30 protein-coding genes and 1 pseudogene are annotated in these 26,870 nt (G+C 71.9%); 11 read left to right on the top strand and 20 right to left on the bottom strand.

Going from position 1 to position 26,870, the window contains the following annotated elements; all coding sequences use genetic code 11:
* Window positions 1-3: 3 nt before the first annotated feature.
* From resB to BJP60_RS02820, 4 genes are read right to left on the bottom strand one after another with little or no spacing between them, the layout of a single operon-like run.
* Window positions 4-1,695 (bottom strand): cytochrome c biogenesis protein ResB, encoded by a 1,692-nt coding sequence (gene resB, locus BJP60_RS02835; protein WP_203137417.1) that lies wholly within the window; start codon window positions 1,693-1,695, stop codon window positions 4-6.
* A complete protein-coding gene (locus BJP60_RS02830; protein WP_203137415.1) occupies window positions 1,676-2,461 on the bottom strand; it encodes a cytochrome c biogenesis CcdA family protein in 786 nt (261 codons plus the stop codon). Before BJP60_RS02830 ends, resB begins: the two co-directional genes overlap by 20 nt.
* A complete protein-coding gene (locus BJP60_RS02825) occupies window positions 2,458-3,069 on the bottom strand; it encodes a TlpA family protein disulfide reductase (RefSeq protein WP_238439531.1) in 612 nt (203 codons plus the stop codon). Before BJP60_RS02825 ends, BJP60_RS02830 begins: the two co-directional genes overlap by 4 nt.
* A gap of 58 nt (window positions 3,070-3,127) precedes the next feature.
* The gene (locus BJP60_RS02820) at window positions 3,128-3,757 is read right to left on the bottom strand and encodes a histidine phosphatase family protein (protein ID WP_203137413.1); all 630 of its coding nucleotides are present in this window, start codon (window positions 3,755-3,757) and stop codon (window positions 3,128-3,130) included.
* A gap of 113 nt (window positions 3,758-3,870) precedes the next feature.
* Between BJP60_RS02820 and BJP60_RS02815 the strand changes: the two genes are divergently transcribed.
* Window positions 3,871-5,865: a hypothetical protein gene (locus tag BJP60_RS02815; protein WP_203137412.1), complete on the top strand. Its 1,995-nt coding sequence runs from the start codon at window positions 3,871-3,873 to the stop codon at window positions 5,863-5,865.
* Window positions 5,866-5,910: 45 nt separating this feature from the next.
* Here BJP60_RS02815 and BJP60_RS02810 read toward each other — a convergent pair whose 3' ends face one another.
* Window positions 5,911-6,570, bottom strand: coding sequence for a DedA family protein (locus BJP60_RS02810; RefSeq protein ID WP_203137411.1), 660 nt, complete (start codon window positions 6,568-6,570; stop codon window positions 5,911-5,913).
* 149 nt (window positions 6,571-6,719) lie between these two features.
* Here BJP60_RS02810 and aspS point away from each other — a divergent pair, with 149 nt between their 5' ends.
* The gene (gene aspS / locus BJP60_RS02805) at window positions 6,720-8,498 is read left to right on the top strand and encodes an aspartate--tRNA ligase (RefSeq protein ID WP_203137410.1); all 1,779 of its coding nucleotides are present in this window, start codon (window positions 6,720-6,722) and stop codon (window positions 8,496-8,498) included.
* Window positions 8,499-8,619: 121 nt separating this feature from the next.
* A pseudogene (locus BJP60_RS02800) lies at window positions 8,620-10,304 on the top strand (FAD-binding dehydrogenase).
* A gap of 4 nt (window positions 10,305-10,308) precedes the next feature.
* Here the strand turns inward: BJP60_RS02800 and BJP60_RS02795 are convergent.
* The 7 genes from BJP60_RS02795 to BJP60_RS02765 all read right to left on the bottom strand — a co-directional run bounded on the left by BJP60_RS02795 (window position 10,309) and on the right by BJP60_RS02765 (window position 14,367).
* Window positions 10,309-10,614: a Dabb family protein gene (locus tag BJP60_RS02795; protein WP_203137408.1), complete on the bottom strand. Its 306-nt coding sequence runs from the start codon at window positions 10,612-10,614 to the stop codon at window positions 10,309-10,311.
* Between the two features lie 21 nt (window positions 10,615-10,635).
* Window positions 10,636-10,908, bottom strand: coding sequence for a glutaredoxin family protein (locus BJP60_RS02790; protein ID WP_203137407.1), 273 nt, complete (start codon window positions 10,906-10,908; stop codon window positions 10,636-10,638).
* 8 nt (window positions 10,909-10,916) lie between these two features.
* On the bottom strand, window positions 10,917-11,210 hold the full coding sequence (locus tag BJP60_RS02785; protein WP_203137406.1) for a rhodanese-like domain-containing protein: 294 nt from the start codon (window positions 11,208-11,210) through the stop codon (window positions 10,917-10,919).
* A gap of 100 nt (window positions 11,211-11,310) precedes the next feature.
* A complete protein-coding gene (locus BJP60_RS02780) occupies window positions 11,311-12,825 on the bottom strand; it encodes a molybdopterin-dependent oxidoreductase (RefSeq protein ID WP_203137404.1) in 1,515 nt (504 codons plus the stop codon).
* 69 nt (window positions 12,826-12,894) lie between these two features.
* The gene (locus tag BJP60_RS02775) at window positions 12,895-12,993 is read right to left on the bottom strand and encodes a 30S ribosomal protein bS22 (protein ID WP_003792170.1); all 99 of its coding nucleotides are present in this window, start codon (window positions 12,991-12,993) and stop codon (window positions 12,895-12,897) included.
* A gap of 130 nt (window positions 12,994-13,123) precedes the next feature.
* Window positions 13,124-13,315: a helix-turn-helix domain-containing protein gene (locus BJP60_RS02770; protein ID WP_055992940.1), complete on the bottom strand. Its 192-nt coding sequence runs from the start codon at window positions 13,313-13,315 to the stop codon at window positions 13,124-13,126.
* 125 nt (window positions 13,316-13,440) lie between these two features.
* The gene (locus BJP60_RS02765; RefSeq protein ID WP_203137403.1) at window positions 13,441-14,367 is read right to left on the bottom strand and encodes a TetR/AcrR family transcriptional regulator; all 927 of its coding nucleotides are present in this window, start codon (window positions 14,365-14,367) and stop codon (window positions 13,441-13,443) included.
* A 110-nt stretch (window positions 14,368-14,477) separates the two neighbouring features.
* Between BJP60_RS02765 and BJP60_RS02760 the strand changes: the two genes are divergently transcribed.
* Together BJP60_RS02760 and BJP60_RS02755 are read left to right on the top strand one after the other, a co-directional pair.
* The gene (locus BJP60_RS02760; RefSeq protein ID WP_203137402.1) at window positions 14,478-15,398 is read left to right on the top strand and encodes an ATP-binding cassette domain-containing protein; all 921 of its coding nucleotides are present in this window, start codon (window positions 14,478-14,480) and stop codon (window positions 15,396-15,398) included.
* The gene (locus BJP60_RS02755; RefSeq protein ID WP_203137401.1) at window positions 15,395-16,186 is read left to right on the top strand and encodes an ABC transporter permease; all 792 of its coding nucleotides are present in this window, start codon (window positions 15,395-15,397) and stop codon (window positions 16,184-16,186) included. The genes BJP60_RS02760 and BJP60_RS02755 overlap by 4 nt, the downstream gene beginning before the upstream one ends.
* A 160-nt stretch (window positions 16,187-16,346) precedes the next feature.
* Here the strand turns inward: BJP60_RS02755 and BJP60_RS02750 are convergent, their stop codons facing one another.
* Window positions 16,347-16,760, bottom strand: a complete 414-nt coding sequence (locus BJP60_RS02750; RefSeq protein ID WP_203137400.1) for an ArsR/SmtB family transcription factor — start codon at window positions 16,758-16,760, stop codon at window positions 16,347-16,349.
* A 74-nt stretch (window positions 16,761-16,834) separates the two neighbouring features.
* Here BJP60_RS02750 and BJP60_RS02745 point away from each other — a divergent pair, with 74 nt between their 5' ends.
* Together BJP60_RS02745 and BJP60_RS02740 are read left to right on the top strand one after the other, a co-directional pair.
* The gene (locus BJP60_RS02745; RefSeq protein ID WP_203137399.1) at window positions 16,835-18,262 is read left to right on the top strand and encodes a TrkH family potassium uptake protein; all 1,428 of its coding nucleotides are present in this window, start codon (window positions 16,835-16,837) and stop codon (window positions 18,260-18,262) included.
* Complete coding sequence (locus tag BJP60_RS02740; RefSeq protein WP_203137398.1) at window positions 18,255-18,926, top strand: potassium channel family protein; 672 nt, start codon at window positions 18,255-18,257, stop codon at window positions 18,924-18,926. The genes BJP60_RS02745 and BJP60_RS02740 overlap by 8 nt, the downstream gene beginning before the upstream one ends.
* Window positions 18,927-18,932: 6 nt before the next feature.
* On the opposite strand, the gene proC is transcribed toward BJP60_RS02740, so the two are convergent.
* On the bottom strand, window positions 18,933-19,775 hold the full coding sequence (proC, locus tag BJP60_RS02735) for a pyrroline-5-carboxylate reductase (RefSeq protein WP_203137397.1): 843 nt from the start codon (window positions 19,773-19,775) through the stop codon (window positions 18,933-18,935).
* A 77-nt stretch (window positions 19,776-19,852) separates the two neighbouring features.
* Between proC and BJP60_RS02730 the strand changes: the two genes are divergently transcribed.
* Genes BJP60_RS02730 through BJP60_RS02720 form a run of 3 tightly spaced genes read left to right on the top strand, consistent with a single transcriptional unit; the run spans window position 19,853 to window position 22,072 of the window.
* A complete protein-coding gene (locus tag BJP60_RS02730; RefSeq protein ID WP_203137395.1) occupies window positions 19,853-20,824 on the top strand; it encodes a cation diffusion facilitator family transporter in 972 nt (323 codons plus the stop codon).
* A 20-nt stretch (window positions 20,825-20,844) separates the two neighbouring features.
* Window positions 20,845-21,774 carry an LLM class F420-dependent oxidoreductase gene (locus BJP60_RS02725; RefSeq protein WP_203138894.1) on the top strand — a complete coding sequence of 310 codons (930 nt, stop codon included), beginning with the start codon at window positions 20,845-20,847 and terminating at the stop codon, window positions 21,772-21,774.
* 4 nt (window positions 21,775-21,778) lie between these two features.
* A complete protein-coding gene (locus BJP60_RS02720) occupies window positions 21,779-22,072 on the top strand; it encodes a DUF503 domain-containing protein (RefSeq protein WP_203137394.1) in 294 nt (97 codons plus the stop codon).
* A 26-nt stretch (window positions 22,073-22,098) separates the two neighbouring features.
* Here BJP60_RS02720 and BJP60_RS02715 read toward each other — a convergent pair whose 3' ends face one another.
* From BJP60_RS02715 to BJP60_RS02695, 5 genes are read right to left on the bottom strand one after another with little or no spacing between them, the layout of a single operon-like run.
* Entirely contained in the window at window positions 22,099-23,055 is a 957-nt protein-coding gene (locus BJP60_RS02715) for an epimerase (protein WP_203137393.1), read from the bottom strand.
* Window positions 23,052-23,687, bottom strand: a complete 636-nt coding sequence (locus BJP60_RS02710) for a DUF4166 domain-containing protein (RefSeq protein WP_203137392.1) — start codon at window positions 23,685-23,687, stop codon at window positions 23,052-23,054. The genes BJP60_RS02715 and BJP60_RS02710 overlap by 4 nt, the downstream gene beginning before the upstream one ends.
* Window positions 23,684-24,070 carry a DUF1304 domain-containing protein gene (locus BJP60_RS02705; protein WP_203137391.1) on the bottom strand — a complete coding sequence of 129 codons (387 nt, stop codon included), beginning with the start codon at window positions 24,068-24,070 and terminating at the stop codon, window positions 23,684-23,686. The genes BJP60_RS02710 and BJP60_RS02705 overlap by 4 nt, the downstream gene beginning before the upstream one ends.
* Window positions 24,071-24,090: 20 nt before the next feature.
* Window positions 24,091-24,552, bottom strand: a complete 462-nt coding sequence (gene tadA, locus BJP60_RS02700; RefSeq protein ID WP_442923392.1) for a tRNA adenosine(34) deaminase TadA — start codon at window positions 24,550-24,552, stop codon at window positions 24,091-24,093.
* Between the two features lie 30 nt (window positions 24,553-24,582).
* Window positions 24,583-25,623 (bottom strand): NAD(P)-dependent alcohol dehydrogenase, encoded by a 1,041-nt coding sequence (locus tag BJP60_RS02695; RefSeq protein WP_203137389.1) that lies wholly within the window; start codon window positions 25,621-25,623, stop codon window positions 24,583-24,585.
* Between the two features lie 177 nt (window positions 25,624-25,800).
* Here BJP60_RS02695 and upp point away from each other — a divergent pair, with 177 nt between their 5' ends.
* On the top strand, window positions 25,801-26,433 hold the full coding sequence (gene upp / locus BJP60_RS02690) for a uracil phosphoribosyltransferase (protein WP_203137387.1): 633 nt from the start codon (window positions 25,801-25,803) through the stop codon (window positions 26,431-26,433).
* Window positions 26,434-26,463: 30 nt separating this feature from the next.
* On the opposite strand, the gene BJP60_RS02685 is transcribed toward upp, so the two are convergent.
* On the bottom strand, window positions 26,464-26,859 hold the full coding sequence (locus BJP60_RS02685) for a VOC family protein (protein ID WP_238439530.1): 396 nt from the start codon (window positions 26,857-26,859) through the stop codon (window positions 26,464-26,466).
* Between the last annotated feature and the right edge of the window lie 11 nt (window positions 26,860-26,870).

Here is a 26,870-nt window from a genome sequence, read left to right as displayed (position 1 = left end):
CTTCTACAGGCTGTCGAGGTGCTTGGTACGCAGCTGTTCGATCGCGGTCGCGAGGGTCGGGTCGTCGCCACGTGCGAGGGCGGCGTATTCGAGCCGGATGCCGTCGGCGTCCGGCGTCGCCTTCACCCACACGCGACGTCGCGGCACGAACAGCGCGGTGAGCAGGCCCAGCACGGCGAGCACCGCGAACACGAGCACGAAGATCGCCGACTCGTCGCGATGGGTCTGCAGTGACGCGAAGCGCTTGACCGACTCCGTCATGCCGACCTGCGCGGGATCGGCGCCCTCCGGCGTCTCGTCCTCGAACGTGACGGTGCCGAGCCCGTTCGGCAGGTCGGCCGTCTCGCCGGGCGCGAGCTCGATCGAGTCGACGCCCGTGTCGCCGCCCGTGAGCTGCGTCATCCCCGTTGTGTCGAGCTCGTACACGCTGCGCGGCACGCCGCCGTCGATGCCGAGGTCGCCAGAGTGCACGTTGAGCGTCAGCAGCGGGTCGAGCGTGTCGCCGTAGACGGAGGTCTTGGCACCGTTGTTCAGCTCTCCCTGCGTCGGGTAGAAGAAGCCGATCATGCCGATCTGCTCGGGCAGGCCGTCGGCGATCTTCACGACGCCGAGGGAGGTCATGTTGGTGTCCTGCGGCAGGAACGGCACGGCCTCGCTGAACACGGTCTCGCCATCCGCGTCGCGCACCGTGATCGTGGGAGCGTAGCCGTTGCCGAGCAGGTAGATGCGCTCGCCGCCGACGTCGAGCGGATGGTTGACGCGCACGGTGCCCTCGGCCTCCGCGCCGTCCGGCTCGCGCACCGCGACGTTCGCCGCGAAGTCGCCGGCCTGCCCGGAGCCGAGCGGCGCCGGCGGCTGGTAGGTGACGTCGAAGGAGTCCAGGCGCATGGCGTAGGGAGACAGGGCGTCGTCGCCGACGAAGCGGCCGCGGTTCATGGACGAGTAGTCGACGAGCGCGTTCACGACCGTCTGCCCCTCGACGACCACACGCTGCCCCGTGTAGGCGAAGCCGCCGCCGATGCCGACCGCGAGCAGCACGCCCACGAGCGAGGCGTGGAAGACGAGGTTGCCGGTCTCGCGCAGGTAGCCGCGCTCGGCCGAGGCCGAGAACGCGCCGCGCGCGTCGTACCGCTCGACGCGATACCCGGCCGCCTTGAGCTGCGCCTGCGCCATGTCGATCGCGTGCGCGGCCTGGTCGGCGTCGCCGTCGATCCGCTGCTCGAGGTGGTCGTCGAGCCGCGACAGGCGCGCGGGGGTGCGCGGCGGCCGCGACCGCAGCGCCTTCCAGTGGTGCTTCGTGCGGGGCAGGATGCATCCGACGAGCGAGACGAACAGCAGGATGTAGATCGCCGAGAACCAGGCCGACATGTACACGTCGAACATCTGGATCGCGTCGAGGATCGGGAACAGCTCGGGGTTGTCGCGCTCCCACTGCGTCACGCCGTTCGGGTTCGCCATGCGCTGCGGGAAGATCGATCCCGGCACCGCGGCGATCGCGAGCAGCAGCAGCAGGATGAGCGCGGTGCGCATGCTCGTGAGCTGACGCCACCCCCACCGCAGCCAGCCGGTCACGCCGAGCGAGGGCGAGCTGATGCCGCCGTCGCCGTCGACGTGGTCCGACGGCCGCAGCGGCTCGGATCCGTCGCGCTCGGTCTCCCGGGCGTCGGCGACCTGCTCAGAGAAGGGTCGGGACATTCGCGAACACCCCCTGCAGGCGAGACATGATCATGGTCCACACGCCGGTCACCATCAGCACGCCCAGGATGACGAGGAGCACGCCGCCGACGATGTTCACGATCCGCACGTGCCGGCGCAGGACCGAGAGCGACCGGGTCGCCCAGCCGAAGCCGAGCGCGACGAGCAGGAACGGGATGCCGAGGCCGAGCGAGTACGCGAGCCCCAGGAGGCCGGCGCGGGTCGCGTCGCCCTGCTGCCACGCGATGGCGAGGATCGCCCCGAGCGTCGGGCCGATGCACGGGGCCCAGCCGAGGCCGAGCGCGATGCCGAGCAGCGGCGCGCCGACCAGGCCGAGGTCGCCGCGCAGCTGCAGCTTCGCCGTGCGCTGCGCGAAGCCGAAGAAGCCGATGAACACCAGCCCGAGCAGGATGATCAGCGCCCCCAGCACGCGCGTGATGATGTCGCCGTACAGCAGCGAGAAGCGCGCCATCGCACCACCCGCCACGCCGCCGAGCACGATGATCGTGACGAACACGAGCGTGAATCCGGCGATGAACAGCAGAACGCCGCCGACGAGGCGCCCGCGCCCCGCGAGCGCACCGGATTCCGCTCCGGGCGCGGACGGTCGCGCGGCGCGCGGCGCGACGGATCCGCTGAGGAAGCCCAGGTAGCCGGGCACGAGCGGCAGCACGCACGGCGACAGGAACGACAGCAGCCCGGCCGCCAGCGCGATCGGGATCGCGGCCCACAGCGCGCCGTCGAGCACGAGGGCGCCGGGGTTCACGCGCTTTCCTCGAGCGTGTCCTTCACGAGCGTGGCGAGGATCGACGGGCCGTCGATCGCGCCGAGGATGCGCGCGGCGACGCGCCCCTGCGCGTCCAGCACGAGCGTCACGGGCGTCGCGCTGATCGGGGAGACGGCCGCGAAGGCGAGCTTGACGTCGCCGTCGTTCGCGTCGATCACGCTGGGGTAGGTGACGCCCCACTTCTCGGCGAACGAGCGGGACTGATCCGCCTGGTCGATCGTGTTGACGCCGACGAACGAGACGCCCTCGTCGCGGTAGTCCTGCCAGACCGACTCGAGGTGCGCGGCCTCCACGCGGCACGGCGGGCACTGCGCGTACCAGAAGTTCACGACGACCACGTCGCCCGCGACGTCCTCGCTCGACAGCTCCTCGCCCGTGTCGGTTACGCCTGCCCACACGACGGGCTCGCCGCGATCCGCCTCGGGGATCTCCTGCACCTGGAACGGGCCCGAGATGTAGCCCTTGTCGGAACCCTCGCGATAGTCCTCGGCGACCGGGTCCGGGCTGCACGCCGCGAGCGTCAGAGCGAGCGCCGCGGCACCCAGGAGCGCTGTCAGACGGCGGGCGGATCGGGCTGCGCGGAACACTCCCCCATCCTACGTTTCGCGCTATGGGCGGGCTGAGCGCCAGCCGAACGTGGGGGCGCTACACAGCCCCGACGTCGACCGCGTCGTCGAGCGGCGCGGGCTCCGCGTACGACACCTCGCGCCAGACGTCGCCCACGCGCTCGAACGACGTGACGCTCGACAGCGCGCACCGGCGGGTGCGCGGGTCGTGCGGCAGCGGCAGCCCCGCGACCGACAGGTGCGTGAGCCAGATGGGCGCCTGATGCGTCACCACCACGACGTCTCCCCCGGGCGTCGTGTGCCACATCTCGTCGAGCGCGGCGCGCATCCGCTCCACGACCTGGGTGTAGGGCTCGCCCCAGCTCGGCACGGACGGGCGACGCAGGTGCCGCCACTTCCACGGCTTGCGCAGCGCGCGGCTCATCCGCAGCCCCGCGAACACGTTCGTCGGCTCGATCACGCGGTCCTCGACGCGCGGCTCGAGCCCGAACAGCTCGGTGAACGGCTCGGACGATTCGAGCGTGCGCTGCAGGGGCGAGCTGAGCACCGCCGAGACCGGGCGCCCCAGACCGTGGATGTGCTCGGCGGCGGCGCGAGCCATCCGGCGGCCGTCGTCGCTCAGGCGGAAGCCGGGAAGGCGCTCGTACAGCACGCGGTCGGGGTTGTACACCTCGCCGTGACGCACGAGGTGGATGAGTTCGGCCGGCATGAGCTCCCCTGCTGTTCGCCTGTCGGCTCCATCCTACGAACGGCTCGCCGCCGCCGGAGCCGATCGCGGAGCGCCGCCCCGGAGGTCGCGCCGGCCGCGGCTACCGTGGACGCGTGAGGACAGCACTGCGCCGCGCGGCCGCCGCGATCGCGACGGCGACGCTCGTCCTGGGGCTCGCCGCCTGCGTGCCGGAGCCGTCCGCCGGCGAGGCGCGGCGCGACCCCGCCCCGTCCTTCGCGGACGCGCGCACGACGCAGGTCGACCGCGACGGCGACCAGTGGAAGACGGCGGACGTGACCGTCGACGTGCCCGAGGGCGCCGTCACGACGAACGTCGCGAACGTGACCGTCGGCGCGCCGATCGCGAGCGCCGACTCCGGCATCGCGGGCGAGGTGTTCGGCACGCCGGTGCGGCTGGACACGCCCGTCGCATTCGGCGCCCCTGTCACACTCTCGTGGGACATGTCCGAGGTGCCCGCCGAGGCCGCGACGGCCGCGGCGCTCGTGCGCTGGGACGACGACCGGCGCGTGTGGGTGCCCGAGCCGGGCGCCCCCGCCGTGGCCGACGGCGCGCTGTCGGTGCAGATGTCGGGAAGCGGCATCGTGACGTGGGCGACCGCGGCGATCGCCGATCCCGCGGCGCCGCCGGTCGAGCCGGTCGCGCCGCGCTGCGAGGACGCGGCCCTGCCCGACTGGGTCGGCACGGCCGCGGATCCCGATCTGGCGCGGCCCGAGTCCGCGGTCCTGTCCTGCTTCGAGGCGCATCAGTCCGACGTGCTGACGATCAGGACGCGCAGCCGGGAGGCGACCTCGCGCGCGCTCGAGCTCACGGGCGACGCGGCGTTCGCCTGGGTGACGCGCGACGACGCCGGAGAGCGCTTCTGGCGGATCGCGGCCGGGCTCGTCGACGACGAGGCGACGGCCCTCCTGCCGCCCGGCGCAGGCGTCGACGTCGGATTGAGCGCGGGCGAGCCCGCGCTGCGGGCCGTCGCGCGCGTGGACACCCGAACGGCGACCGTCGATCTGCTCGCGGCGTTCGCGCGCCACGTGTCGCTCGGCGAGGTGCCGGATCCGTCCGTGACCGGGCTGATCTCCGACCTGTACGGCTGCGGCGCCGCGCAGACGCGGCCGCTCGAGGACGCGGCGACCGTGTCGGAGCTCGGCACCGCCCTCACGGCATGTGCGGCCGAGTTGACGCAGCCGCCCGCCATCACGCCGGACGCCGAGCCCGCCCAGGTGCAGGGCGCCCGGGCCGTCGCCGCCGCACTCCGGATCGGTGCGGCCGGCGCGTTCGACACCCTCGCCGCATCATCCGCCGAGGCGCTCGTCGCGGCCGCGGCGGCGCCGCCCGGCGGCGCATCCTGGACCGTGCTCGCGGGCGGCGAGGCCCCGGCGCCGGGCTCCTGGGCCGCCACGTGCACCGACGTGGAGGCGGATGCGGCCGCGCTGTTCGCCGTGCTCGCCGCGCAGCCGCCGTTCCGCTCCCCCACGGAGGACCTCGCGACGACCCCGGCCTGGCGCGACGCGGCGGCCGCGGCGGTGGCGCCGCTCGCGGAGTGCACGCCGGACGAGCGGGCGCGCTTCGCGTCCCGCCTCCCCGACGAGTGGGCCGATCCCGACGCCGCGCACGTCGTCGTCGACGCGATCGCCGGGCTCGGGCTGTCGCTGCTGACGTGCGACGACCTGTTCGCCCTCGCGGCGCCGCTCGCGAAGGGGTTCCACGAGCTGCGCGGCATCACGGCGTCGAGCTCGAGCCGCGTCGCGTGCGGCTGGGCCGCCGAGAAGGGCAAGTCGATCACGGACCGCGGCGTGACATCGCGCGTCGAGGTGTGGGTGTCGCGCGAGAACGCCGACGCCGACGAGGTCGCGCGCCGCCGCACGGAGGCCGAGAAGACCGAGCTCGGCGGCGTGCAGAAGTCGGATGCGCTCGACGCGGTCGCCGGCTACGCGGTGGGCGCCTACGTGCCGACGGGGCTGGAGCTCGAGTCGTGGCTGCCCGGCTACCGCATCGCCGTGACGACCACGAGCTCGAACGACCCGGCCCAGTGGCGCATGCCCGCGGGCATCGCGGCGATCGAGAACATCGCGGAGGCCCTGACGACCGGCTGACCGATGGCGGCGACCGCTCGTCGCGACCCCCCTGGCGCTTCGCGGCTACTGCTGGCGGCGCTTGTCGGCCCGCAGCGAGCGCACGCGCACCACGACGAACCACACGATCGCGAGCGCCACCACGGCGATCACGACGTTCTGCGCGACGTCCATGTACTGCTCGACGATGTGCCACTGTTCGCCGAGGAACCAGCCCACCAGCACGAAGATCGTGTTCCAGATCAGGCTTCCGAGTCCCGTGAGCAGCACGAAGCGCCACACCGGCATGCGCGCGACGCCCGCCGGGATGGAGATCAGGCTGCGGAAGATCGGGATGAACCGGCCGAAGAACACCGCCGCCCCGCCGTGGCGGTGGAACCAGTCGACGGTCTTGTCGACGTCGTCGACCTTGACCAGCGGCAGCTTGTCCGCGATCCGGCGCAGGCGCTCGAGTCCGATCCACGCGCCGATGCCGTAGAGGGCGAGCGCGCCGACGATGGACCCCACCGTCGTCCACAGGATCGCCTCCCACAGCGCGAAGGACCCACGCGACGCCGCGAGCCCGGCGAGCGGCAGGATCGCCTCGCTCGGGATGGGCGGGAAGAGGTTCTCCGCGGCCACGCCGAGGCCGGCTCCGTACGGGCCGATCACGTCCATGAGCCCGACGAGGGCGTCGACGAGACCGCCGAGCCAGGATCCGTCGGCGGCCGAAGCGGTCGTCGTCATGCGGGATGGCCTTTCGGTCGTCGGCGCGGGTACTCGTGCGACGCTACCGGCTGCGCCTCTCGGAAGGCTGGGGGCTTGCCCCCGAGCCCGGGCAGGGATATCCCGACACGTAGACTTGACCAGATTTCTTGACATCGGGAGGATCCCTCGTGCTTCGCACCCACACCGCCGGCTCGCTGCGCGCCGAGCACATCGGTCAGACCGTCACCCTCACGGGCTGGGTCGACCGCCGCCGCGATCACGGCGGAGTGGCGTTCATCGATCTGCGCGACGCATCCGGCATCGCTCAGGTCGTCATCCGCGACGAGTCCGTGGCGCATCCCCTGCGCAGCGAGTTCGTGCTCAAGGTCACGGGCGAGGTCGGCCGCCGTCCCGCGGGCAACGAGAACCCGAACCTCCCCACAGGCGAGATCGAGCTCATCGCGTCCGACGTCGAGGTGCTCAACGAGTCCGCACCGCTGCCGTTCCAGGTCTCGGGCGGCGAGGGCGCAGACCCCATCGGCGAGGAGGTGCGTCTCAAGCACCGCTACCTCGACCTGCGCCGTCAGGGTCCGGCGAGCGCCATCCGCCTGCGCTCGCAGGTCTACAAGGCGATCCGAGACGTGCTGCACGAGCGCGAGTTCGTCGAGGTCGAGACCCCGACCCTCACCCGCTCGACGCCCGAGGGCGCGCGCGACTTCCTCGTGCCGGCGCGCCTGCACCCCGGCAGCTGGTATGCCCTGCCGCAGAGCCCGCAGCTGTTCAAGCAGCTGCTCATGGTCGGGGGCGTGGAGAAGTACTTCCAGATCGCCCGCTGCTACCGCGACGAGGACTTCCGCGCCGACCGCCAGCCCGAATTCACCCAGCTCGACATCGAGATGAGCTTCGTGGACCAGGAGGACGTCATCGAGATGATGGAGGACGTCATCCGGGCGATGTGGGCGACGATCGGCGTCGAGGTGCAGACCCCGCTGCCGCGGATGACCTACGCCGATGCCATGGCGAAGTACGGCTCGGACAAGCCCGACCTGCGCTTCGGTCTCGAGCTCGTCGAGGCCACGGACTACTTCCGCGAGACCCCGTTCCGCGTGTTCCAGTCGGAGTACGTCGGCGCGGTCCTGATGCCCGGCGGCGCGAGCCAGCCGCGCAAGACGCTCGATGCCTGGCAGGAGTGGGCGAAGCAGCGCGGCGCGCGCGGCCTCGCGTACGTCCTGTTCAACGAGGACGGCACGCTGGGCGGCCCCGTCGCCAAGAACCTGTCCGAGGCCGAGCAGGCGGGCCTCGCGGACCTCGTCGGCGCCAAGCCCGGCGACTGCGCGTTCTTCGCCGCGGGCGCCACCAAGGCCAGCCGCGCGCTGCTGGGCGCCGCCCGCATCGAGATCGGCAAGCGCCTCGGGCTGCTCGACCCCGACACGTTCGCGTTCACGTGGGTCGTCGACGCGCCGATGTTCGAGCCCGCCTCCGACGCCGTCGCCTCGGGCGACGTCGCGGTCGGCGCCGGCGCCTGGACCGCCGTGCACCACGCCTTCACGGGCCCGAAGCCGGAGTTCGAGGACACCTTCGACACCGACCCCGGGTCGGCGCTCGCGTACGCGTACGACATCGTCTGCAACGGATCGGAGCTCGGCGGCGGATCCATCCGCATCCACCGCGAGGACATCCAGAAGCGCGTCTTCACCGTCATGGGCATCGACGAGGAGCAGGCGCAGGAGAAGTTCGGCTTCCTGCTCGACGCGTTCAAGTTCGGCGCCCCGCCGCACGGCGGCATCGCGCTCGGCATGGACCGCGTGCTGCAGCACCTCACGAAGACCGACTCGATCCGCGAGGTCATCGCCTTCCCCAAGTCGGGCGGCGGCTTCGACCCGCTGACCGAGGCCCCGGCCCCGATCACGCCGCAGCAGCGCGCCGAAGCCGGCGTCGACGCCGAGCCGGAGGTCGTCGAGGTCTGACCCGCGGCCAACGCGCATCTTGACGCCGAACCCGCGTGCGATCGCACGCGGGTTCGGCGTTCTCGTGCGGGTTCGGCGCCGGGTTGCGGGGTACGGCGGGCGGCACCGGTAGCCTCCCCTCGTGGACACCGACATCGTCGTCGTGGGGGCAGGGCTCGCGGGCTCGTGGCAGCGGCCGAGGCCGCCGATCGAGGCGCGCGCGTCGTGCTCGTCGATCAGGAGGGCGAGCAGTCCCTCGGCGGGCAGGCCTTCTGGAGCCTCGGCGGGCTGTTCCTCGTGAACAGCCCCGAGCAGCGCCGGATGCGCGTGCGCGACTCGCTCGAGCTGGCTCGGCAGGACTGGTTCGGCAGCGCGCAGTTCGATCGCGCCGAGGACCACTGGCCGCGCGCGTGGGCCGAGGCCTACCTGGATTTCGCGGCCGGTGAGAAGCGCGCGTGGCTGCATGCGATGGGCCACCGGATCTTCCCCGTCGTGGGCTGGGCGGAGCGCGGCGACGGGCGCGCGGCCGGGCACGGCAACTCGGTGCCGCGATTCCACATCACATGGGGCACGGGGCCCGGCGTCGTCGAGCCGTTCGAGAGGCGCGTGCGCGCGCACGTCGAGGCCGGGCGCATCCGCTTCGCGTTCCGCCATCGGGTCGACGCGCTCGTGTTCGAGGGCGGCGCCGTGACGGGCGTGCGCGGTGGGGTCCTGGAGCCGTCGGACGTCGCGCGCGGTCGCCCGTCCAGCCGCGTGACCACGAGCGAGTTCGAGCTGCGCGCCCAGGTCGTGATCGTCACGGGGGGCGGCATCGGCGGCGACCACGACCTCGTGCGCGCGGCCTGGCCCGAGCGGCTCGGCACTCCGCCGCGCAGCATGGTCAGCGGCGTGCCCGCGCACGTGGACGGCCGCATGCTGCGCATCACGCAGGACGCGGGAGCGAGCGTGATCAACCCCGACCGGATGTGGCACTACGTCGAGGGCCTGCGCAACTGGGACCCCGTGTGGGCGGATCACGGCATCCGGATCCTGCCTGGGCCGTCCTCCCTCTGGCTCGACGCGACCGGCAACCGCCTGCCCGCGCCGCTCTACCCGGGCTTCGACACGCTCGGCACGCTCCGGCATCTGCGCGGCACCGGCCACGACTACTCCTGGTTCGTCCTGACGCAGAAGATCATCGAGAAGGAGTTCGCGCTGTCCGGATCCGAGCAGAACCCGGATCTCACGGGCCGCGACCTCAGGCTCCTCGCGAAGCGGATCGGGAAGGGGGCGCCGGGCCCGGTCGAGGCCTTCAAGCAGCACGGCGAGGACTTCGTCGTCGCCGACACCCTGCGCGACCTCGTGGCGGGCATGAACCGGCTCGCGCAGGCGGATCCGACGGGTCCCGCGATCGACGAAGCAGACCTCCGCAGGATCATCGAGGAGCGCGACCGGGAGATCGCCAACCCGTTCGCGAAGGACGCGCAGGTGACCGCGCTCCGCGGCGCGCGCCGCTATCTCGGCGACAGGCTCATCCGGGTCGCGAGCCCGCACCGGATCCTCGACCCGAAGGCCGGTCCGCTCATCGCGGTCAAGCTCCACATCCTGTCGCGCAAGACGCTCGGCGGACTCGAGACGGACCTGCAGGGCCGCTGCCTCGCGCCCTCCCCCGGCGGCACCGCCGACGAGCGGCGAGGCACGCCGATCCCCGGACTGTATGCGGCGGGCGAGGTCGCGGGCTTCGGAGGCGGCGGGATGATGGGCTACAACGCGCTCGAGGGCACGTTCCTCGGCGGCTGCCTGTTCTCCGGCCGCGTCGCGGGCCGCGCGGCGGCCGCGGCGCTCTGAGCGGTCAGACCTCGAAGTCGATCGCGGCGCGCGTGCCGTCCTTGCGGATCGTCCCGATGTAGTCGACCGCCTTCAGGTGCTCGGGGTGGTCGGCGTAGGTCTCGAGCGCCGCGAGGTCGTCGAAGTCGGCGTCGATCACGAAGTCGGAGTTGCGATCGTCGTCCAGCACGTTCGCGTGCACCTCCAGGCGGCGCAGGCCGGGCACGACGCCCACCAGGCCCACGAGCGCGGCGCGCGCGCCCTCGATCTGCGCCTCGCGCTGCACCGGATCGGTGGAGGCGAGCTGGAACATGACGATGTGACGGATCACGGTTCTCCTCGGGTCGAGCGATCAGGCGCGGGCGTCCGCGGCCTCGGTCAGGGCGGTGCGCAGCCGGTCCGGCGAGATGCGCCAGTGGCCGTGCAGCCGGTCGTCGATCAGCACGACCGGGATCTTCTCCCACCACGCGTCGTACAGAGCGGGGTCGTCCTGGATGGAGGCCTCGCGCACCTCGACGGCGTCGGCGATTTCCCCCGGCAGCCCGGCGAGCACCTCGTCGACGACCTCGCGCGCGACGTCGCACAGGTGGCAGTCGGCCTTGCCGATCAGCGTGAGCGTCGTCACGTCGGACTTCAGAGGTCGATCGGGTAGCCGGCCTCGCGCCACGCGCTCGTGCCGCCCGCGACGTTCGTGACCTCGTAGCCACGCTGGCTCAGCGCCTCGGCGACCCGGCCCGACCGTCCGCCGACCTCGCAGATCACGTCGAACGGCTCGGCGGGGAGCTCGCCGATGCGCTCCCCGAGCTGCGACATCGGGATGTTGACCGCGCCCGGCACGTGGCCGGCCTCGAACTCGTGCACCTCGCGCACGTCGACGAGGGGGACGTCCTTGCGGGCGTGCAGGTCCTGCACCGAGATCTCGTTCATACCCCTCATTATCCGGCGTCCGGCAGAGCCGGGCGCCCCCGGGGTGGTTGAGCGAGGAGCGCAGCGACGAGTCGAACAGTATCGCCGCTCAATTCGGTGCTCAGGCCGCCTCGAACCGGCGGCTGTCCCATCCGGTCGCCCCGTCGGGCGCGGGCGGCGCGGTGTCGGACGTCTGCACCTCGCCGTCCGCGCTGATCGCCCGGCATCGCACGACGTGGTCGCCGGGGGCCACCTCGGCGCGCAGCGACCACTGCACCCATGTGTCCGACGAGATCGCGGTCGCGAGCGTCGCCTTCCGCCACGGACCGTCGTCGAGCTGCACCTCCACCCCCGCGACGCCGACGTGCTGGTGCCAGGCGACACCGGCGAACGTGACCTCGCCCGCGGCGACCTCGCCGGCGCGCGGCACGTCGATGCGCGACTGCAGCTTGATGGGGCCGCGCTCGGACCAGCCGCGATCCGTCCAGTACGCCCGGGCGCGGTCGAAGCGCGTGACCTCGAGCTCGACGACCCACTTCGTCGCCGACACGTATCCGTAGAGCCCGGGCACGACCATCCGCACCGGGAAGCCGTGCGCGAGCGGGAGGGGCTCGCCGTTCATCCCCACCGCCAGCAGCGCGTCGCGCTCGTCCGTGAGCACCTGGAGCGGCGTGCTCGCCGTGAAGCCGTCCTGCGAGCGCGAGAGCACCATGTCGGCGTCGGGCAGCGGCGACGCCCGCGCGAGGAGCTCGCGGAGGGGATGGCCGAGCCACGCGGCGTTGCCGATCAGGTCGCCGCCCACCTCGTTCGACACGCACGCGAGGGTGATCACGCGCTCGACGAGCGGCAGCGCGAGCAGCTCGTCCCACGAGACCTCGATCTCCCGTTCGACCATGCCGTGGATCCGCAGCCGCCACTGAGCCGGGTCGATCTCCGGCACCACCAGCGCGGTGTCGATGCGGTAGAACGCATCGTTCGGCGTGATGACGGGAGTGAGCCCGTCGATCGCGAGCTCGACGTCCTGCGGGATGGTCGCCGCGGACGCGGGTGCCGGCAGGGTCAGCGCCGCGCGTATCGCCGCCACCGCGCGCTCGCTCGCCGTGCGGGTCGCCGCCCAGACCGCCGCGGCGGTTCCGACGACGACCGCAGCCGTGCTCGTGAGCAGGAAAGAGCGACGCGACAGCGCTGGGGCCTCGCCGGCGTCCGCCGCATCGGCGGGACGGAGCAGCATCCCGAGGGTCGCGGCCGAGACCACGCCGGCCGCGAGCGACGGGATCAACGCGAGGGGCCCCACGTCGGCACGCGTGACCGCGGCCACCGCGCCGAGCACACCGAGAGTGCCCGCCATCACCGCGCCCCAGGGCGGCCTGCGGCGCTGCACGAGACCGGCGACCGCGGCGATCGCAAGCAGCACGACGCCGATCAGCACCAGGAGCGCAACCTTGTCGGCGGTGCCGAACAGCGCGATCGCGAGATCCTTAGCCCAGGTCGGCGCGAAGTCGATGAGCGCCGCCCCGATCGCCGCGAACGGACTCGAGCGTGGCGACAGCAGCGCCGCGAGCGCCTCGCCCGCACCGGCGCCGAGCACCGCGGCGGCCACGCCGGCACCCGCTGCCGCGCGGCGGGAGATCCTCATGCCCCGACGCTACGCCGGAAACCAGAAACGCCGGCCCGAATCGGGACCGGCGTCAGTGGTTGCAGCGTCTTACTTCTTGTTGCGACGCTGGTGGCGAGTCTTGCGAAGCAGCTTGCGGTGCTTCTTCTTCGCCATGCGCTTGCGGCGCTTCTTGATGACAGAACCCACGGAAACCTCACAATGTCAGGGGGTTGGACGCCGAGCCTGCGGCGTCCGGGAACGAGCACGGCGAAACGTGCCTTCGGGACAGTTTACCCTATGCGGCGCGCGCGACCTGCGAGAGGCGGGTGACGGCCGGTCAGCCGGCGTCCGCGATGGGACGCTGCAGCGCGGCGGTCACCGCGGACTCGGGCACGCGGTAGCTGCGACCGAAGCGCACGGCGGGAAGCTCCCCCGAGTGGACGAGCCGGTACACGGTCATCTTGGACACGCGCATGATCTCGGCGACCTCGGCGACCGTCAGGAACCGAACATCCGGCATCTCAGGCACTGGGCCTCCTCTTCACTGTCGCTTCACTTTAGGGGTTGCGCGCGGCGGATGTAAACCCGAGTGACCGCTGTTGCGGGTGGGACGGATGTTCGCGCGATCCGCATCATGACGCGGATCCCGGGGCGTCAGGCCTTGCGCGCGAGCCGCTCGCGCGCTTCCCGCGCCGTCTGCCGCTCCTGCTTGCGCGCCGCGGCGAGCGCGCGCTGGGCATCGCGCACCGCGCGGCGGGCATCGCGGTAGCGCTTGTCCGCGAGCAGCGCCCCCTCGTCGTCCTCTTCGGCGAGGACCGGTTCCGATCTCTCGCCGCCCTTCGCGAGGCGGGCGATGTAGGCCTCGACGCCGTCGAGAGCGCGCTCGAGTCCGAACCGGAACGGATCCCGCTCCGACATGATCACGCCCGAGTCGATCGCATCGCGCAGGCGCGGATGGCCGTCGGCGGAGATCACCGCGTCGAGCAGCGCGTGCTCGCGCACCGCGATCTCGTCCGGGGTCAGGCCGCTGTCGTGCGCCTGCGCGGCATACCCGGAGAACACGATGCCGTTCCAGCGCGCGAGACCCGTCGTGAGCAGCACCACCGCCATCCGCTCGTCGGCGTCCAGCCCCGTGCCGTCGAGCGCCGAGAGGCCGGCCTCCATCCACGCCGAGCTTCCCGGCGTGACGGGCAGGCCGGTGATAGGGATCGACAGCACCCACGGGTGCCGGGTGAAGATGCCCACCTGCGCGCGGTAGAGCACCTCGAGCTTCGCGCGCCAGCCCGTGGCCTCGTGCACCTCCTCGGGCGGCAGGCCGGTCGCCTCCTCCTGCATCAGCAGCAGCAGGTCGTCCTTCGCGCTGACGTAGCGGTACAGCGACATGGGCGTGAACCCGAGCCGCTTCGCGACGGCCGCCATCGACACCGCCGCGAGTCCCTCTGCGTCGGCGAGCTCGACGGCGGCGTCGACGATGCGCTCCACGCTCATCTCGCGCTTGGGGCCACGCTGCGGGTTCGCCGCGACGCCCCAGGCGAGTGCGACCCCTCGCGGCAGCTCGATGGGCTCGTCCGTCTCCGTCATGGGGCCAGTCTAGGTCTGTATATGGCGTAAACAGTGTGTTAGCGTCATAAACAGTTTCGCCCATACACAGTTGGGCGGCACGCATTCACCACCGCACGAAAGGAGTCACCATGGAACCCGCCATCCACGTCGAAGGCCTGACCAAGTCCTTCGGCAGGGGCGCCGCCCGCCGCAGGGTGCTCGACGGGCTCGACCTCCGGGTCGCCCCCGGCGAGGTGTTCGCCCTGCTCGGGCCGAACGGCGCGGGCAAGACCACGACGATCGCGATCCTCACGACGCTGCTGAAGCCCGACGCGGGCCGCGCTCGGATCGCGGGACACGACGTGGCCCGCGCACCGGGCGCAGTGCAGCGGCGCATCGCGCTGACCGGCCAGGCCGCCGCGGTCGACGACGTGCTGACCGCGGCCGAGAACCTCGTGATGTTCGGCCGGCTGTCGGGACTCGGCCGCGTCGCGGCACGCCGCCGCGCGACGGAGCTGCTCGAGCGCTTCGACCTGACGGCCGCCGCACAGCGGCGCGTTGCCACCTACTCGGGTGGCATGCGCCGCCGCCTCGACCTGGCGCTCAGCTTCGTCGTGCAGCCCGAGGTCCTGTTCCTCGACGAGCCCACCACGGGCCTCGACACCCGCAGCCGCCGCGAGCTGTGGGACGTGATCCGCTCACTCGCCGACAACGGCACGACCGTTTTCCTCACGACCCAGTACCTGGAGGAGGCCGACCGGCTCGCGGATCGCATCGCCGTGCTGCACGACGGCCGTATCGCGGCGCTCGGCACGGCCGCGCAGCTGAAGGCGCGCGTGGGCGGCGAGACGATCGAGCTGCAGGACGCGGACGGCAGCGTGATCGACGCGGTGCCCGCGGAAGGAACCGTCGCCGGCGTGCGCCGCGCGCTCGAAGCGCTCGCGAGCCGGGGGCTCGAGGGCACGGTCACCGTCCGGCGCCCGACGCTCGACGACGTCTTCCTCGCCCTCACAGACGGTTCCCCCGCCGCCGCCGCCGAGCGGCCCGAGACTCAGAAGGAGTTCGCATGACCGCCGTCACCCTTCCCGCTCGCCGTGTGCCGGGCGGGCTCACCGCCGAGGCGGTGTTCATCGGCCGGAGCGTGCGGCATTCGCTGCGTGACGGCGAATCGCTGCTGATGGCGATCATGCTGCCGGTGATCCTGATGCTGATGTTCACGTGGGTGTTCGGCGGTGCGATCGATCCGTCCGGGCGCTACGTCGACTTCGTCGTTCCGGGGGCGATCCTGACCTGCGCGGGCTACGGCGCGAGCTCGACCGCGATGTACGTCGCGCGCGACATGACGAACGGGATCATGGAGCGCTTCCGGACCATGCCGATCCGGGCGAGCGCCGTGCTCACGGGGCACGTGATCTCGAGCCTGGTGCGCAACCTCGTCGCGACGGCCGTCGTGGTCGGGGTCGCACTGCTCGTCGGGTTCCGCCCCACGGCGGAGCCGCTCGAGTGGCTCGCCACCGCGGCGCTCATCGCCCTCTACATCCTCGCCCTGACCTACCTCTTCGCGGCGATCGGGCTCGCATCGGGCAGCCCGGAGGCGGCGAGCGCCTACGGCTTCATCCTGCTGTTCCTGCCCTACGTCTCGAGCGCGTTCGTGCCGGTCGAGAGCATGCCGGACTGGCTCGAGCCGATCGCCGCGCACCAGCCGCTCACGCCCGTGATCGACACGATCCGCGCGCTGCTGCTGGGCGGCGACGCGGGATCCGACCCGGCCTGGGCGGTCGGGTGGTGCCTCGCGATCCTGGCGATCGCGATCGCGGTCGGCGCCTGGCTGTTCCGCCTCAAGGCCGGCCGGCGCTGAGCTCGCGGCCGGCCCGAGCGGTCCGTCGTCCCGAGACCTCGTCCCGGTGAGGAGACATCGGCCTGCGGCGATGACTCGTGCTGCCCGTGCGGTCTCGCGGGGTCCCTCTCACACGAGGGGACCCCGCGGGATATGCCTCGCACCGCACGGTGCGGCCGGTCTATGCCCCGAGACGCTTGAGCGCGGACTGCACGACGTTCTTCGCGGATGCGGCGGCGCGGCCGACGGCCTCGGCCGCGCGAGCGGCCGGCTCGGGCAGCGCGGGCGCGCCGAGCTCGGTGACGTCCTCGAAGTCGCCCTCCGTCACGAAGAACGGCACCAGCCAGTCGTCCACCTGCTCGAGCGGCTCGGGCGACAGGCTGTAGTAGCGGTGCTGGCCTTCCTCGCGCACCGTGACGAGGCCCGACTCGCGCAGGACCTTGAGGTGCTTCGAGACCGTGGGCTGACTCACGCCGAGTGCGGCGACGATCTGCGAGACGCTCGTGCCGGTGACTGCCTCCGACGACCGTCGCAGCAGCAGCTGCAGGATCTCGCGCCTGGTGCCGTCCGCGATCACGTCGAAGATGTCCGCCATGGGGCCAGGGTAGCGGGGTGCCATGCGGAGTACCATGATCCGGATCGGTTCCGGCCTGTACGAAGGGGGAGGGGATGTCGCCAGGCACGCCGTTCGTGCCGCGCGCGGCATGGGCCCGCTTCGGCGAGGCTCTTCGCGACCTCACCACGTCCTCGCCCTCGCGCTTCGCGATCCTCGTCTTCGCGTCGCTCGTGCTGATCTTCACGGGACTGCTGTCCCTGCCGCTCGCGTCGGCCGACCACAGCGTCACCCGCCTCTCGGATGCGCTGTTCACGGCGATGTCGACGATCTGCGTGACGGGCTTGACGACCGTGGACATGGCGACCCATTGGTCGCCGTTCGGCCACGCCGTCCTGTTCGTCGGCGTCAATATCGGCGGCATGGGCGCGCTGACCCTCGCGTCGCTGCTCGGCCTGATCGTCTCCCGCAGGCTGGGGCTGCGCGCCAAGCTGATCGCCGCGGGCGACACGAATCCGCTGCGTTCGCATGGCGGACCCGTGCACGAGAGCCAGACGGTGCGCCTGGGCGAGGTGGGCCAGCTGCTGCGCACGGTCGCGCTGTCGACCGTCATCATCGAGGGCGCCGTGGCGATCCTGCTGCTGCCGTCGATCCTGATGGCGGGCTACGACTGGCCCGACGCCCTGTGGATGGCGCCGCAGTACGCCGCCATGTCGTTCACCAACACGGGCTTCACGCTGAACGTCGGCGGGCTCGAGCCGTTCCAGCACGACTACGTCTTCCTCTCGGTGATCATGCTGAGCGTGTTCCTCGGGAGCATCGGCTTCCCGGTCATCTACGTGCTGTCGAAGCAGCTGTTCACCCCCCGCCGCTGGAACCTGCACGTCAAGCTCACGCTCGTCACCACGGCCGTGCTGTTCTTCGCCGGCGCGGGCGCGTTCGTGGCGCTCGAGTACCTGAACCCGGGCACGCTGGGTCATCGCGACGCGTGGGACACGACGTTCCAGTCGCTGTTCCTGTCGGCGATGACGCGATCCGGGGGCTTCTCGGTCGTCGACATCAGCGAGCTGCACGGATCGTCCATGGTGGTCGGCTCCATGCTCATGTTCGTCGGCGGCGGATCGGCCTCGACCGCGGGCGGCATCAAGGTCACCACGCTCGCGGTGCTCGCTCTCGGCGTGTGGTCGGAGGCGAAGGGCCGCACGAGCGTCGAGGCGTTCGGGCGCCGCATCCCGAGCGACGTGCAGCGCGTCGCGGTGGCGGTCGTCGCGTGGGGAGCCACGATCGTCGCCCTGGCGACCATCGTGATCGCGCAGATCACGCAGGCGCCCATCGCGATGGTGCTGTTCGACGTCATCTCGGGCTTCGCGACCGTCGGGCTCTCGACGGGCCTCACCGCCGCGCTCCCCGACTCGGCCGCCTACGTGCTGGCCGTGACGATCTTCATGGGCCGCGTTGGTACAGTCACACTTGCCGCGGCGGTCGCCGCGACGTCCAGCCGGCAGCTGTACTCGCTGCCCGTCGAAAGGCCGATCGTTGGTTGAGCAGATCCGCAGCGACGCGCCCGTCCTGGTGATCGGCCTCGGCCGGTTCGGCGCGGCGTGCGCGGGCGAGCTGGACCGGCTGGATCGCGACGTGCTCGCGATCGACGAGGACCTCGGCCTCGTGCAGAAGTGGTCGGAGCGGGTGACGCACACCGTGCAGGCGGACGCGCGCAACATCGACGCTCTCAAGCAGATCGGCGCGCAGGACTTCCAGGTCGCGGTCGTCGCGGTCGGCTCGAGCATCGAGGCCTCCGTGCTGATCACGGCCAACCTCGTCGACCTCAAGGTGCCGCAGATCTGGGCCAAGGCGGTCTCGCAGTCGCACGGCAAGATCCTCGCCCGCGTGGGCGCGAACCACGTGATCTACCCCGAGCGCGAGGCCGGAGAGCGCGTCGCCCACCTTGTGAGCGGCCGCATGCTCGACTTCATCCGGTTCGACGACGACTTCGTGCTGGCGAAAATGTACCCGCCGAAGTTCGTGCGCGGCGTCGGTCTGAACGAGTCGGGCGTGCGCACGAAGTACAACGTCACGGTGGTGGGCATCAAGAGCCCCGGCAAGCCGTTCCGCTATGCGGAGGCGAACACGGTCGTCACCAACCACGACCTGATCATCGTGTCGGGCACGAACGTCGACGTCGAGCGCTTCGCCGCCCTCGATCGCTAGCGCGGGTCAGACCGACTCGGCGGCGAGCTCCTTCGCACGCGCGAGCGCCGCGGCCGTCGCCTCGCGGAAGACGCCGCTCAGATCCGCCTTCTGCAGCACGGCGATCGCGCGCTCGGTCGTGCCCTTGGGGCTCGTGACGCGGCGGCGCAGCTCCGCCGGCTCCTCCCCCGACTGCTCGAGCAGCGCGGCGGCGCCGATGAAGGTGCCCTCCGCCATGGTGCGGGCGTCGGCCTCGTCGAAGCCGTCGGCCATGGCGGCCCGCGTGAGCTCCTCGATCAGCAGGAAGACGTAGGCGGGGCCCGAGCCCGAGATCGTCGACAGCGCGTCGATCCGGTCCTCCGGCACCTCGATCACGGTGCCGACCGTCTCGAACAGGCGCCGCGCGATCCGAACCGCCTCGTCGGAGGCCCCGGCGCCCGCGGCCAGTCCCGTGACGCCGCGCCCCACGAGCGACGGCGTGTTCGGCATCGACCGCAGCACCGTGACGCCCTCGCCCAGGATCGACGCGAAGGTCCGCAGCGTCACACCGGCCGCGAGGCTGATCACGATGGCGTCCTCGCGCGCGTGCGGAGCGATCTCGCGCAGCAGGTCGGGCACCATGGCGGGCTTGACGCCGACCAGCAGCACGCGCGCCTGCGCGGCGGCGCGGGCGTTGCCGTCGGGCTCCTCCTCGAGCGCGATGCTGCGCACGCCGGCGAGCTCCGCCAGCTCGGCGGCCTTCTGCGCCGTGCGATTCGTCGCCACGATTCCGCCGTCGACGGGGATGCCGCTCGCGACGACGCCGCGCAGGATCGCGCCGCCCATCGAACCGGCACCGAGGAACGCGAGCGAGGGCAGGGTCTCAGGCATGGCTCGAGCCTAGGCGGTCCGGATGGAGGCTCGTCGGGAGCGTCGCACCGCCCACACGGCCTGAATAGAGTGGTGCCATGAGTGCACACGGCGGTGGGAGAGCGATCCTCGCGGCGTTCCTGGCGAACATCGGCATCGCGATCGCCAAGTTCATCGGATGGCTGCTGTCCGGCTCGGCGTCGATGCTCGCCGAGGCCATCCACTCGGTGGCCGACTCCGGCAACCAGCTGCTGCTGATGCTGGGCGGACGGCGCGCACGGAGGGCCGCCGACCGCGAGCACCCGTTCGGTCATGGCCGCGAGCGCTACGTCTACGCCTTCGTGGTCTCGATCATCCTGTTCTCGCTCGGTGGCCTGTTCTCGATCTACGAGGCCGTCGAGAAGTTCACCCACCCGCACGCGCTCAACCCGCAGTGGCAGTACCTGCCGCTGGTCATCCTCGTCGTCGCGATCGTGCTCGAGTCGTTCTCGCTGCGCACCGCGGTCATAGAGAGCAACGCGGTCCGCGACAGGGGCCAGTCCTGGTTCTCGTTCATCCGCCGCTCCAAGGCGCCCGAGCTTCCCGTCGTGCTGCTGGAGGATTTCGGCGCGCTGCTCGGCCTCCTCTTCGCCCTGTTCGGCGTGGGCATGACGATCCTCACCGGCGACGCGTTCTTCGACGCGCTCGGCACCCTCATGATCGGCGTGCTGCTGATCATGGTCGCGATCGTGCTGGGCATCGAGACCAAGAGCCTGCTGGTGGGAGAGGGCGCGACCCCCGCCGACTTCGACAAGATCGTCGCCGCGATCGAGAAGGGCCCCGAGGTCGACAAGCTCATCCACATCAAGACGCTCTACCTCGGTCCCGAGGAGCTGCTCGTGGCCGCGAAGGTCGGCGTGCCGCAGGACAAGCTGCTGGGCGACGTGGCGTCCGACATCAACCGGGTGGAGAAGCGGATCCGCGAGGCCGTGCCGATCGCGCGCATCGTCTACCTCGAGCCCGACGTGTACCGCCCGGTCGACGCCGAGCAGCTGCCGACCGAGGCCGTCATCCTGAAGTCGTCGGACTGAGCGGCGACACGACGATGACGATGGAGTACTGCGTCTTCACCGAGCCCCAGCAGGGCGCGAGCTACGACACCCAGCGAATCTTCGCGCAGACCGCGGAACGCCTCGGCTTCCACGCCTACTTCCGCTCCGACCACTACCTCGCGATGGGCGAGGGCGACGGCCTGCCAGGACCGACGGATGCCTGGACGACGCTCGCCGGACTCGCGCGTGAGACCGAGCGGATTCGGCTCGGCACGCTCGTGTCGTCCGCCACGTTCCGTCATCCGGGGGTCCTGGCGATCCAGGTCGCGCAGGTCGACGAGATGTCGGGCGGTCGCGCCGAGCTCGGGCTCGGTACCGGCTGGTTCGAGGCCGAGCACCGCGCGTACGGCATCCCGTTCCCGGCGCGTCGCTTCGATCTCCTCGAGGAGCAGCTGCAGGTCGTCACGGGGCTGTGGGCGACGCCCGCCGGGTCGACGTTCTCGTTCCACGGCGCGCACTATGACCTGACCGACGCCCCCGCCCTGCCGAAGCCGACGCAGCCGCGCATCCCGCTGATCGTGGGCGGCGGCGGTCCGCGCCGGACGCCCGCCCTCGCGGCGGCGCACGCGACCGAGTTCAACATCGGCTTCCAGCCCGAGGCCGTCATCGCCGACAAGTTCGCCGGCGTGCTCGCGGCGGCAGAGCGGATCGGGCGCGACCCGGAGACGCTCAAGCTGTCGGTCGCGCTACCGACGCTCGCCGCGCCGAACGACGTCGAGCTGGCCGGGCGCGCGGCCGCGATCGGCCAGGACCTGTCGTCGTTCCGGGGTGAGACGAACATCGCCGGATCGGCGCCCGAGATCATCGAGAAGGTCACGCGCCTCGTCGAACTGGGAGCCGAGCGTGTGTACTTCCAGCTCATGGACATGACGGACCTCGACCAGCTCGCCTACCTCGGCGAGGAAGTGCTCCCCCACCTCCCCGCCTGACGCCATGTGGATCGGCTGGATCGAGTTCGACCTGCTGCTGGGCGACGTGCACTCCCTCAAGGAGAAGCGCTCGGTGATCCGGCCGATCCTCGCCGACCTCAGCCGGCGGACGGAGGCGGCCGCCGCGGAGGTCGGCGATCACGACCTGCACCGGCGCGCCCGCATCGGGGTGTCGGTCGTCGCCGCGGAGGCCGCACACGTGCGCGACGTGCTCGACCGGGCGGATCGCCTGCTCGCGGAGCGTCCGGAGATCACGCTGCTGTCGGCCCACCGCGGTCTCGCCTCGAGCGACGACTGACCGGGGCCCGGTGCCCCGACCCGGAGTCAGGGCCGCGCGATGTCGCGCAGGGCGCCGTCGAGCTCGGGCCAGCGGAAGTCGAACCCGGCGTCCGCGAGCCGCTCGGGCAGCACCCAGCGGCTCTTGAGGATGAGCTCGGTCTCGGTGCGGATGAGCATCGCGCCGATCTCGAGCATCCAGCGCGGCGTCGGGAGGCCGAACCGCACGCCCAGCACCCTGCGCACCGCCGCCATGAACGCGACGTTGTCGACAGGATGCGGCGAGGCGGCGTTGACGGGCCCCTCCAGCTCGGGATGCTCCTCGAGGAAGTCGATGATGCGGGCCACATCCTCGATGTGCACCCAGCTGAACCGCTGGCGTCCGCGGCGCGCACCCGGGAAGTGGGCCGTGCCGGCATCGCGGCGGGCGCGGCTCACGGGCCACCAGCCGTCGTGCTGCGCGCCGGCGAGGCCGAAGCGCGCCAGCGTGCGCAGCGTGCCGAAGACGCCGCCGTCGCCCAGCACGATCGCGCTGCGCAGGGCGACGCGGCGCGTGGCCGGCAGGTCCTCGGCGAACAGCGTCCGCTCCCACGCCTTGGCCACCTCGACCGAGAACCCGGTGCCGAGCTCGCCGCCGCTCTCGGTCATGGGTCGGTCCTCGGCGTGGCGGTAGATCGTGGCGGTCGACGAGTTCACCCACAGCGCCGGCGGGCGCTTCGCCGCCGCGATCGCCCGGCCGAGGGCCGCCGTCGTGTCCTCCCGCGAGCGGAAGATCTCCGCCCGGTTCTCGGGGGTGTAGCGGCAGTTGACGCTCTTCCCCGCAAGGCCGATCACGAGGGCCGCCCCGTCGACTGCCGCGGCGATCCCCTCCTCGTCCCCCCAGGTCAGATCCGCCCCCGAGCGCGAGATCGTGACGACCTCTCGCCCCGCCGCACGGTAGCGCCGCGCGAGGTAGGTGCCCATGAACCCCGAGGAACCCCCGAGCACGATACGACCGTCCGTCATCCGACCTCCTCGATCCGGTACCGGAAGACGCCCCGGTACTCGTAGACGCGCCCGATCACGGGCGCGTCGATGGTGACGCGGACGGACTGCCCGCCGCTCGCCTCGTCGAAGGCCTCGCGCAGGCGGACGACGGGCGCGACGGCGCGCGGCAGGCGGATCCGCACACGGCCGACCCGGATGCCCACCGCCCGGCTCGTGAGGAGCAGCGCGCCGCCCTGCACATCGAGGTCGAAGCTCGCCACGACCACCGCCGGGTCGCCGACCTCGTCCACGAGCCGACCGTGTGCGTTCAGCCCCACGCTGTCGCGCATGATCCACGCGCCGCGGGTGAAGCCGAAGCAGCGCTCCCCCGTCACCCTCGCCCGGACGAGACGGTTCGCGATCCGGAACGGGACCTGCGTCTCCCATCCGCCGTAGACGGCGCCCGACGGCTGCAGCAGTCGCAGGAGAGGGCGCGTCCAGCGCTGCGGCGAGCCCGCGCGTTCGAAGACGCCCTCGCCGCGGCCGACGTGTCCGTCCGGCAGGGAGGTGAAGTAGCGCCGCAGGGTCGGGTGGAGCTCGTCGATGCGCCCGCCAAGCGCCCGCTCGTACGGGGATGCGCCCTGGGCGTTCCTCGTGCCGGCGGGGCTCACCCCAGCACCAGCGCCAGCGCGGTGAAGAGCACGGCGAGCAGCGGGAACGTGCCCTGCATGGTGGCGGCGCGCCGCTTCGCGGGGTCCGTGGCGGCGAGGAAGAGGGCCGCGCCGAGCATCGAGCCCGTGCCGGCGAGCATCAGGGCGGTGCCCGCGGCGGGCACGGCGAACGTCAGCACGATGCCCACGAGCGTGACGATCGCGAGCATCAGGTTGTAGACGCCCTGGTTGGCCGCGAGCTGCTTCGTGACGCGCGCCTCCTGCTCGCTCGTGCCGAAGATCCGGCGCGTCGCGGGCGCCTCCCAGCGCACGCTCTCGAGCACGAAGATGTACACGTGCACGAGAGCCGCGAGGCCCGCGAACACCACCGCGGCGATCAGCATGCGCTCACGCTATCGCCGGGTCAGCGCCGGGCCTCGAAGAACGCGCGCAGCTGATCCTGCGCTTCCGTCGCGCGCACGCCGCCGACGACCTCGGCGCGGTACGGCAGGCGACGATCGCGCACGACGTCGTACAGGGATCCGGCCGCGCCGGCCTTCTCGTCCCACGCACCGAACACGACGCGCGAGATGTGCGCCTGCAGCAGCGCGCCGGCGCACATCACGCACGGCTCGAGGCTGACCACGAGCGTGCAGCCCGCGAGATTCCACGATCCGACGGCGCGCGCCGCCTGGCGCATCGCGAGGATCTCGGCGTGGGCGGAGGGATCGTGATCGGCCTCGCGGCGGTTGCGTCCCTCGCCGATCACGGCCCCTCGCGCATCGAGCACGAGCGCACCGACCGGGACCTCGCCCGCGGCGGCCGCCTCGGCGGCCAGCTCGAGGGCGCGGCCCACGGCCTCGGCATCGCGCGCATCCGGGTTCACGCGTCGAGCCTACGGCGCGGACGCGGCGACCTATGGAACGATCACGGCCCGTCCGCGCAGCGTGCCCTCGTGCAGGCGGTGGTACGCCTCGGGCGCCTCGTCGAGCGAGAACCGCTCGGTCTCCACGTTCACGAGACCGGCCCGCGCGAGCTGGAGCACCTCGATCAGCTCACCGCGCGATCCCCAGTACGGCGAGCGGATCGTCGCGTCGTAGGGGCGGGCGAGCATGCCGACCTGCGTCGTGCCGGCCCCGACGCCGACGATCACATAGTCGCTCTCCACCCCGAGCAGGGAGGTCGCGAGGTCGATCGTGGGCTGGATCGTGACGAAGTCGAACACGGCCGTGACCGTCGGCTTCCCCAGCGCGCGGGTGATCTCGTCCTTGGCGGACGCGTCGGAGAGGAACGCGTGGTGCGCACCCACCTCCTTCGCGAGATCGAGCTTCTCCTGGGCGACGTCCAGCGCGATGACCGTCGCGGGCGTGAGCGCGCGCAGCACCTGGATGGCGACGTGCCCGAGACCGCCCGTGCCGATCACGACCGCGCTGCTGCCCGGACCGAGCTTGCCCAGCGAGCCCTTGATGGCGTGGTACGGGGTGAGGCCGGCGTCCGTGAGCGCGACGTTGTCGACGGGGTCGAGCCCGTCGAGCTGGACGAGGTGTCGCGGGCTGTCGACGATCATGTACTCGGCCATCGATCCGTCGATGCCGAGGCCGGGCGGGCGGATGCCGAGCTCGGCGGCCCGCTCGCAGTAGTTCTCCTTGCCCTGCGCGCACGCGTAGCAGGTGCCGCAGCCCCACGGCCCGTAGACCGCGACGGCGTCGCCGACCGAGACGCCCTCGGCGCCGTCGCCCAGCTTGTCGACGATCCCGACGCCCTCGTGGCCGAGCGTCATCGGCAGCGGGTAGCTGGCGAGGTACTCGTCCTCGGGCAGTCCCATGACGAACGAGTCGGAGTGACAGGCTCCGGCCGCCGTGACCTTGAGGCGCACCTGGCCCGGACCCGGTTCCGGCGTGGGAACCTCGCGGATCTGCGGCGGCGCTCCGACCTCGACGTACTGCAGTGCCTTCATGATTCCCCTCACTCTCGTCTTGTGGACCTCTTCTTCCACCCTTTCACCGATCGAGAGGATCGGCACCGGGTCGCCGGCCGAACACCGCCCGTCCGCACCGCCGCTCCCGCGCAGCGGGAGGCCGGTATCCCGGGTCTCGTCACGATCGGCGCAGGAGGCGCCGGGTAGCCTGGAGACATGCGCCTGCACGTCGCCGACCACCCGCTCATCACGCACAAGATCACGGTGCTGCGCGACAAGAACACCTCGTCGCCCGTGTTCCGTCAGCTGACCGAGGAGCTCGTGACGCTGCTCGCGTACGAGGCGACGCGCAACGTGCGGGTGGAGCCCGTGCAGATCTCCACGCCCGTGACCGAGACCACCGGCGTGAAGATCAGCGACCCCCGGCCCCTCGTCGTGCCGATCCTGCGCGCCGGCCTCGGCATGCTGGAGGGGATGGTCAAGCTGCTGCCGACCGCGGAGGTCGGCTTCCTCGGCATGGCGCGCAACGAGGAGACGTTCGAGCCGGTGACCTACGCCGAGCGCCTCCCCGATGATCTCAGCGACCGCCAGTGCTTCGTGCTCGACCCGATGCTCGCGACGGGTGGCTCGCTCGGGGCCGCGATCGAGTTCCTCTTCAAGCGCGGTGCGCAGGACGTCACCGCCGTCTGCCTGCTGGGCTCGCCCGAGGGCGTGCAGGCGATCGAGAAGCAGGTCGACGGCCGCGACGTGACGCTCGTCCTCGGCGCGCTCGACGAGCGCCTCAACGAGAAGGGCTACATCGTGCCCGGCCTCGGCGACGCGGGCGACCGCCTGTACGGCACGGTGTGACTCACCGCTCGATCTGACCGCACACGCGCCTCAGGCGTGAGCGTCCCGCCAGTGGGGGCTCTGCATCAGGCCGATCAGGTTGCCGAACGGGTCGGCGAACGAAGCGGTCCAGAATCCGCCGCCGCGCTCCATGACGGGATCCACGGCGCGCGCCCCGAGCCCCGTCATCCAGTCGACGCCCGCACGGATGTCGTCCACGTGGAAGTACGCAAGCGCTCCCCCGGGCTCCGCCAGGCTCGGGCGGAACGCGCTGCTCAGCAGCGCGAACTCGTCCTCGTCGTCGCCGAAGCGCCATTCCGCGTACTGCGGCGGGCCCTCCTCGGGGCGCACGAAGTAGGGCGGCTCACCGAACACGCGGGTGTACCACTCGACCGCTCCGGTCATGTCGTCGGCGACGACGTTCAGGTTCGCAAGTCCGCGAAGCATGATCCTCTCCT

The organism is Microbacterium sp. JZ31, from assembly GCF_016805985.1.
GTDB lineage: Bacteria > Actinomycetota > Actinomycetes > Actinomycetales > Microbacteriaceae > Microbacterium.
Note: the sequence above shows the minus strand (reverse complement) of the source record. Positions and strands in the feature narration are given on the sequence as shown.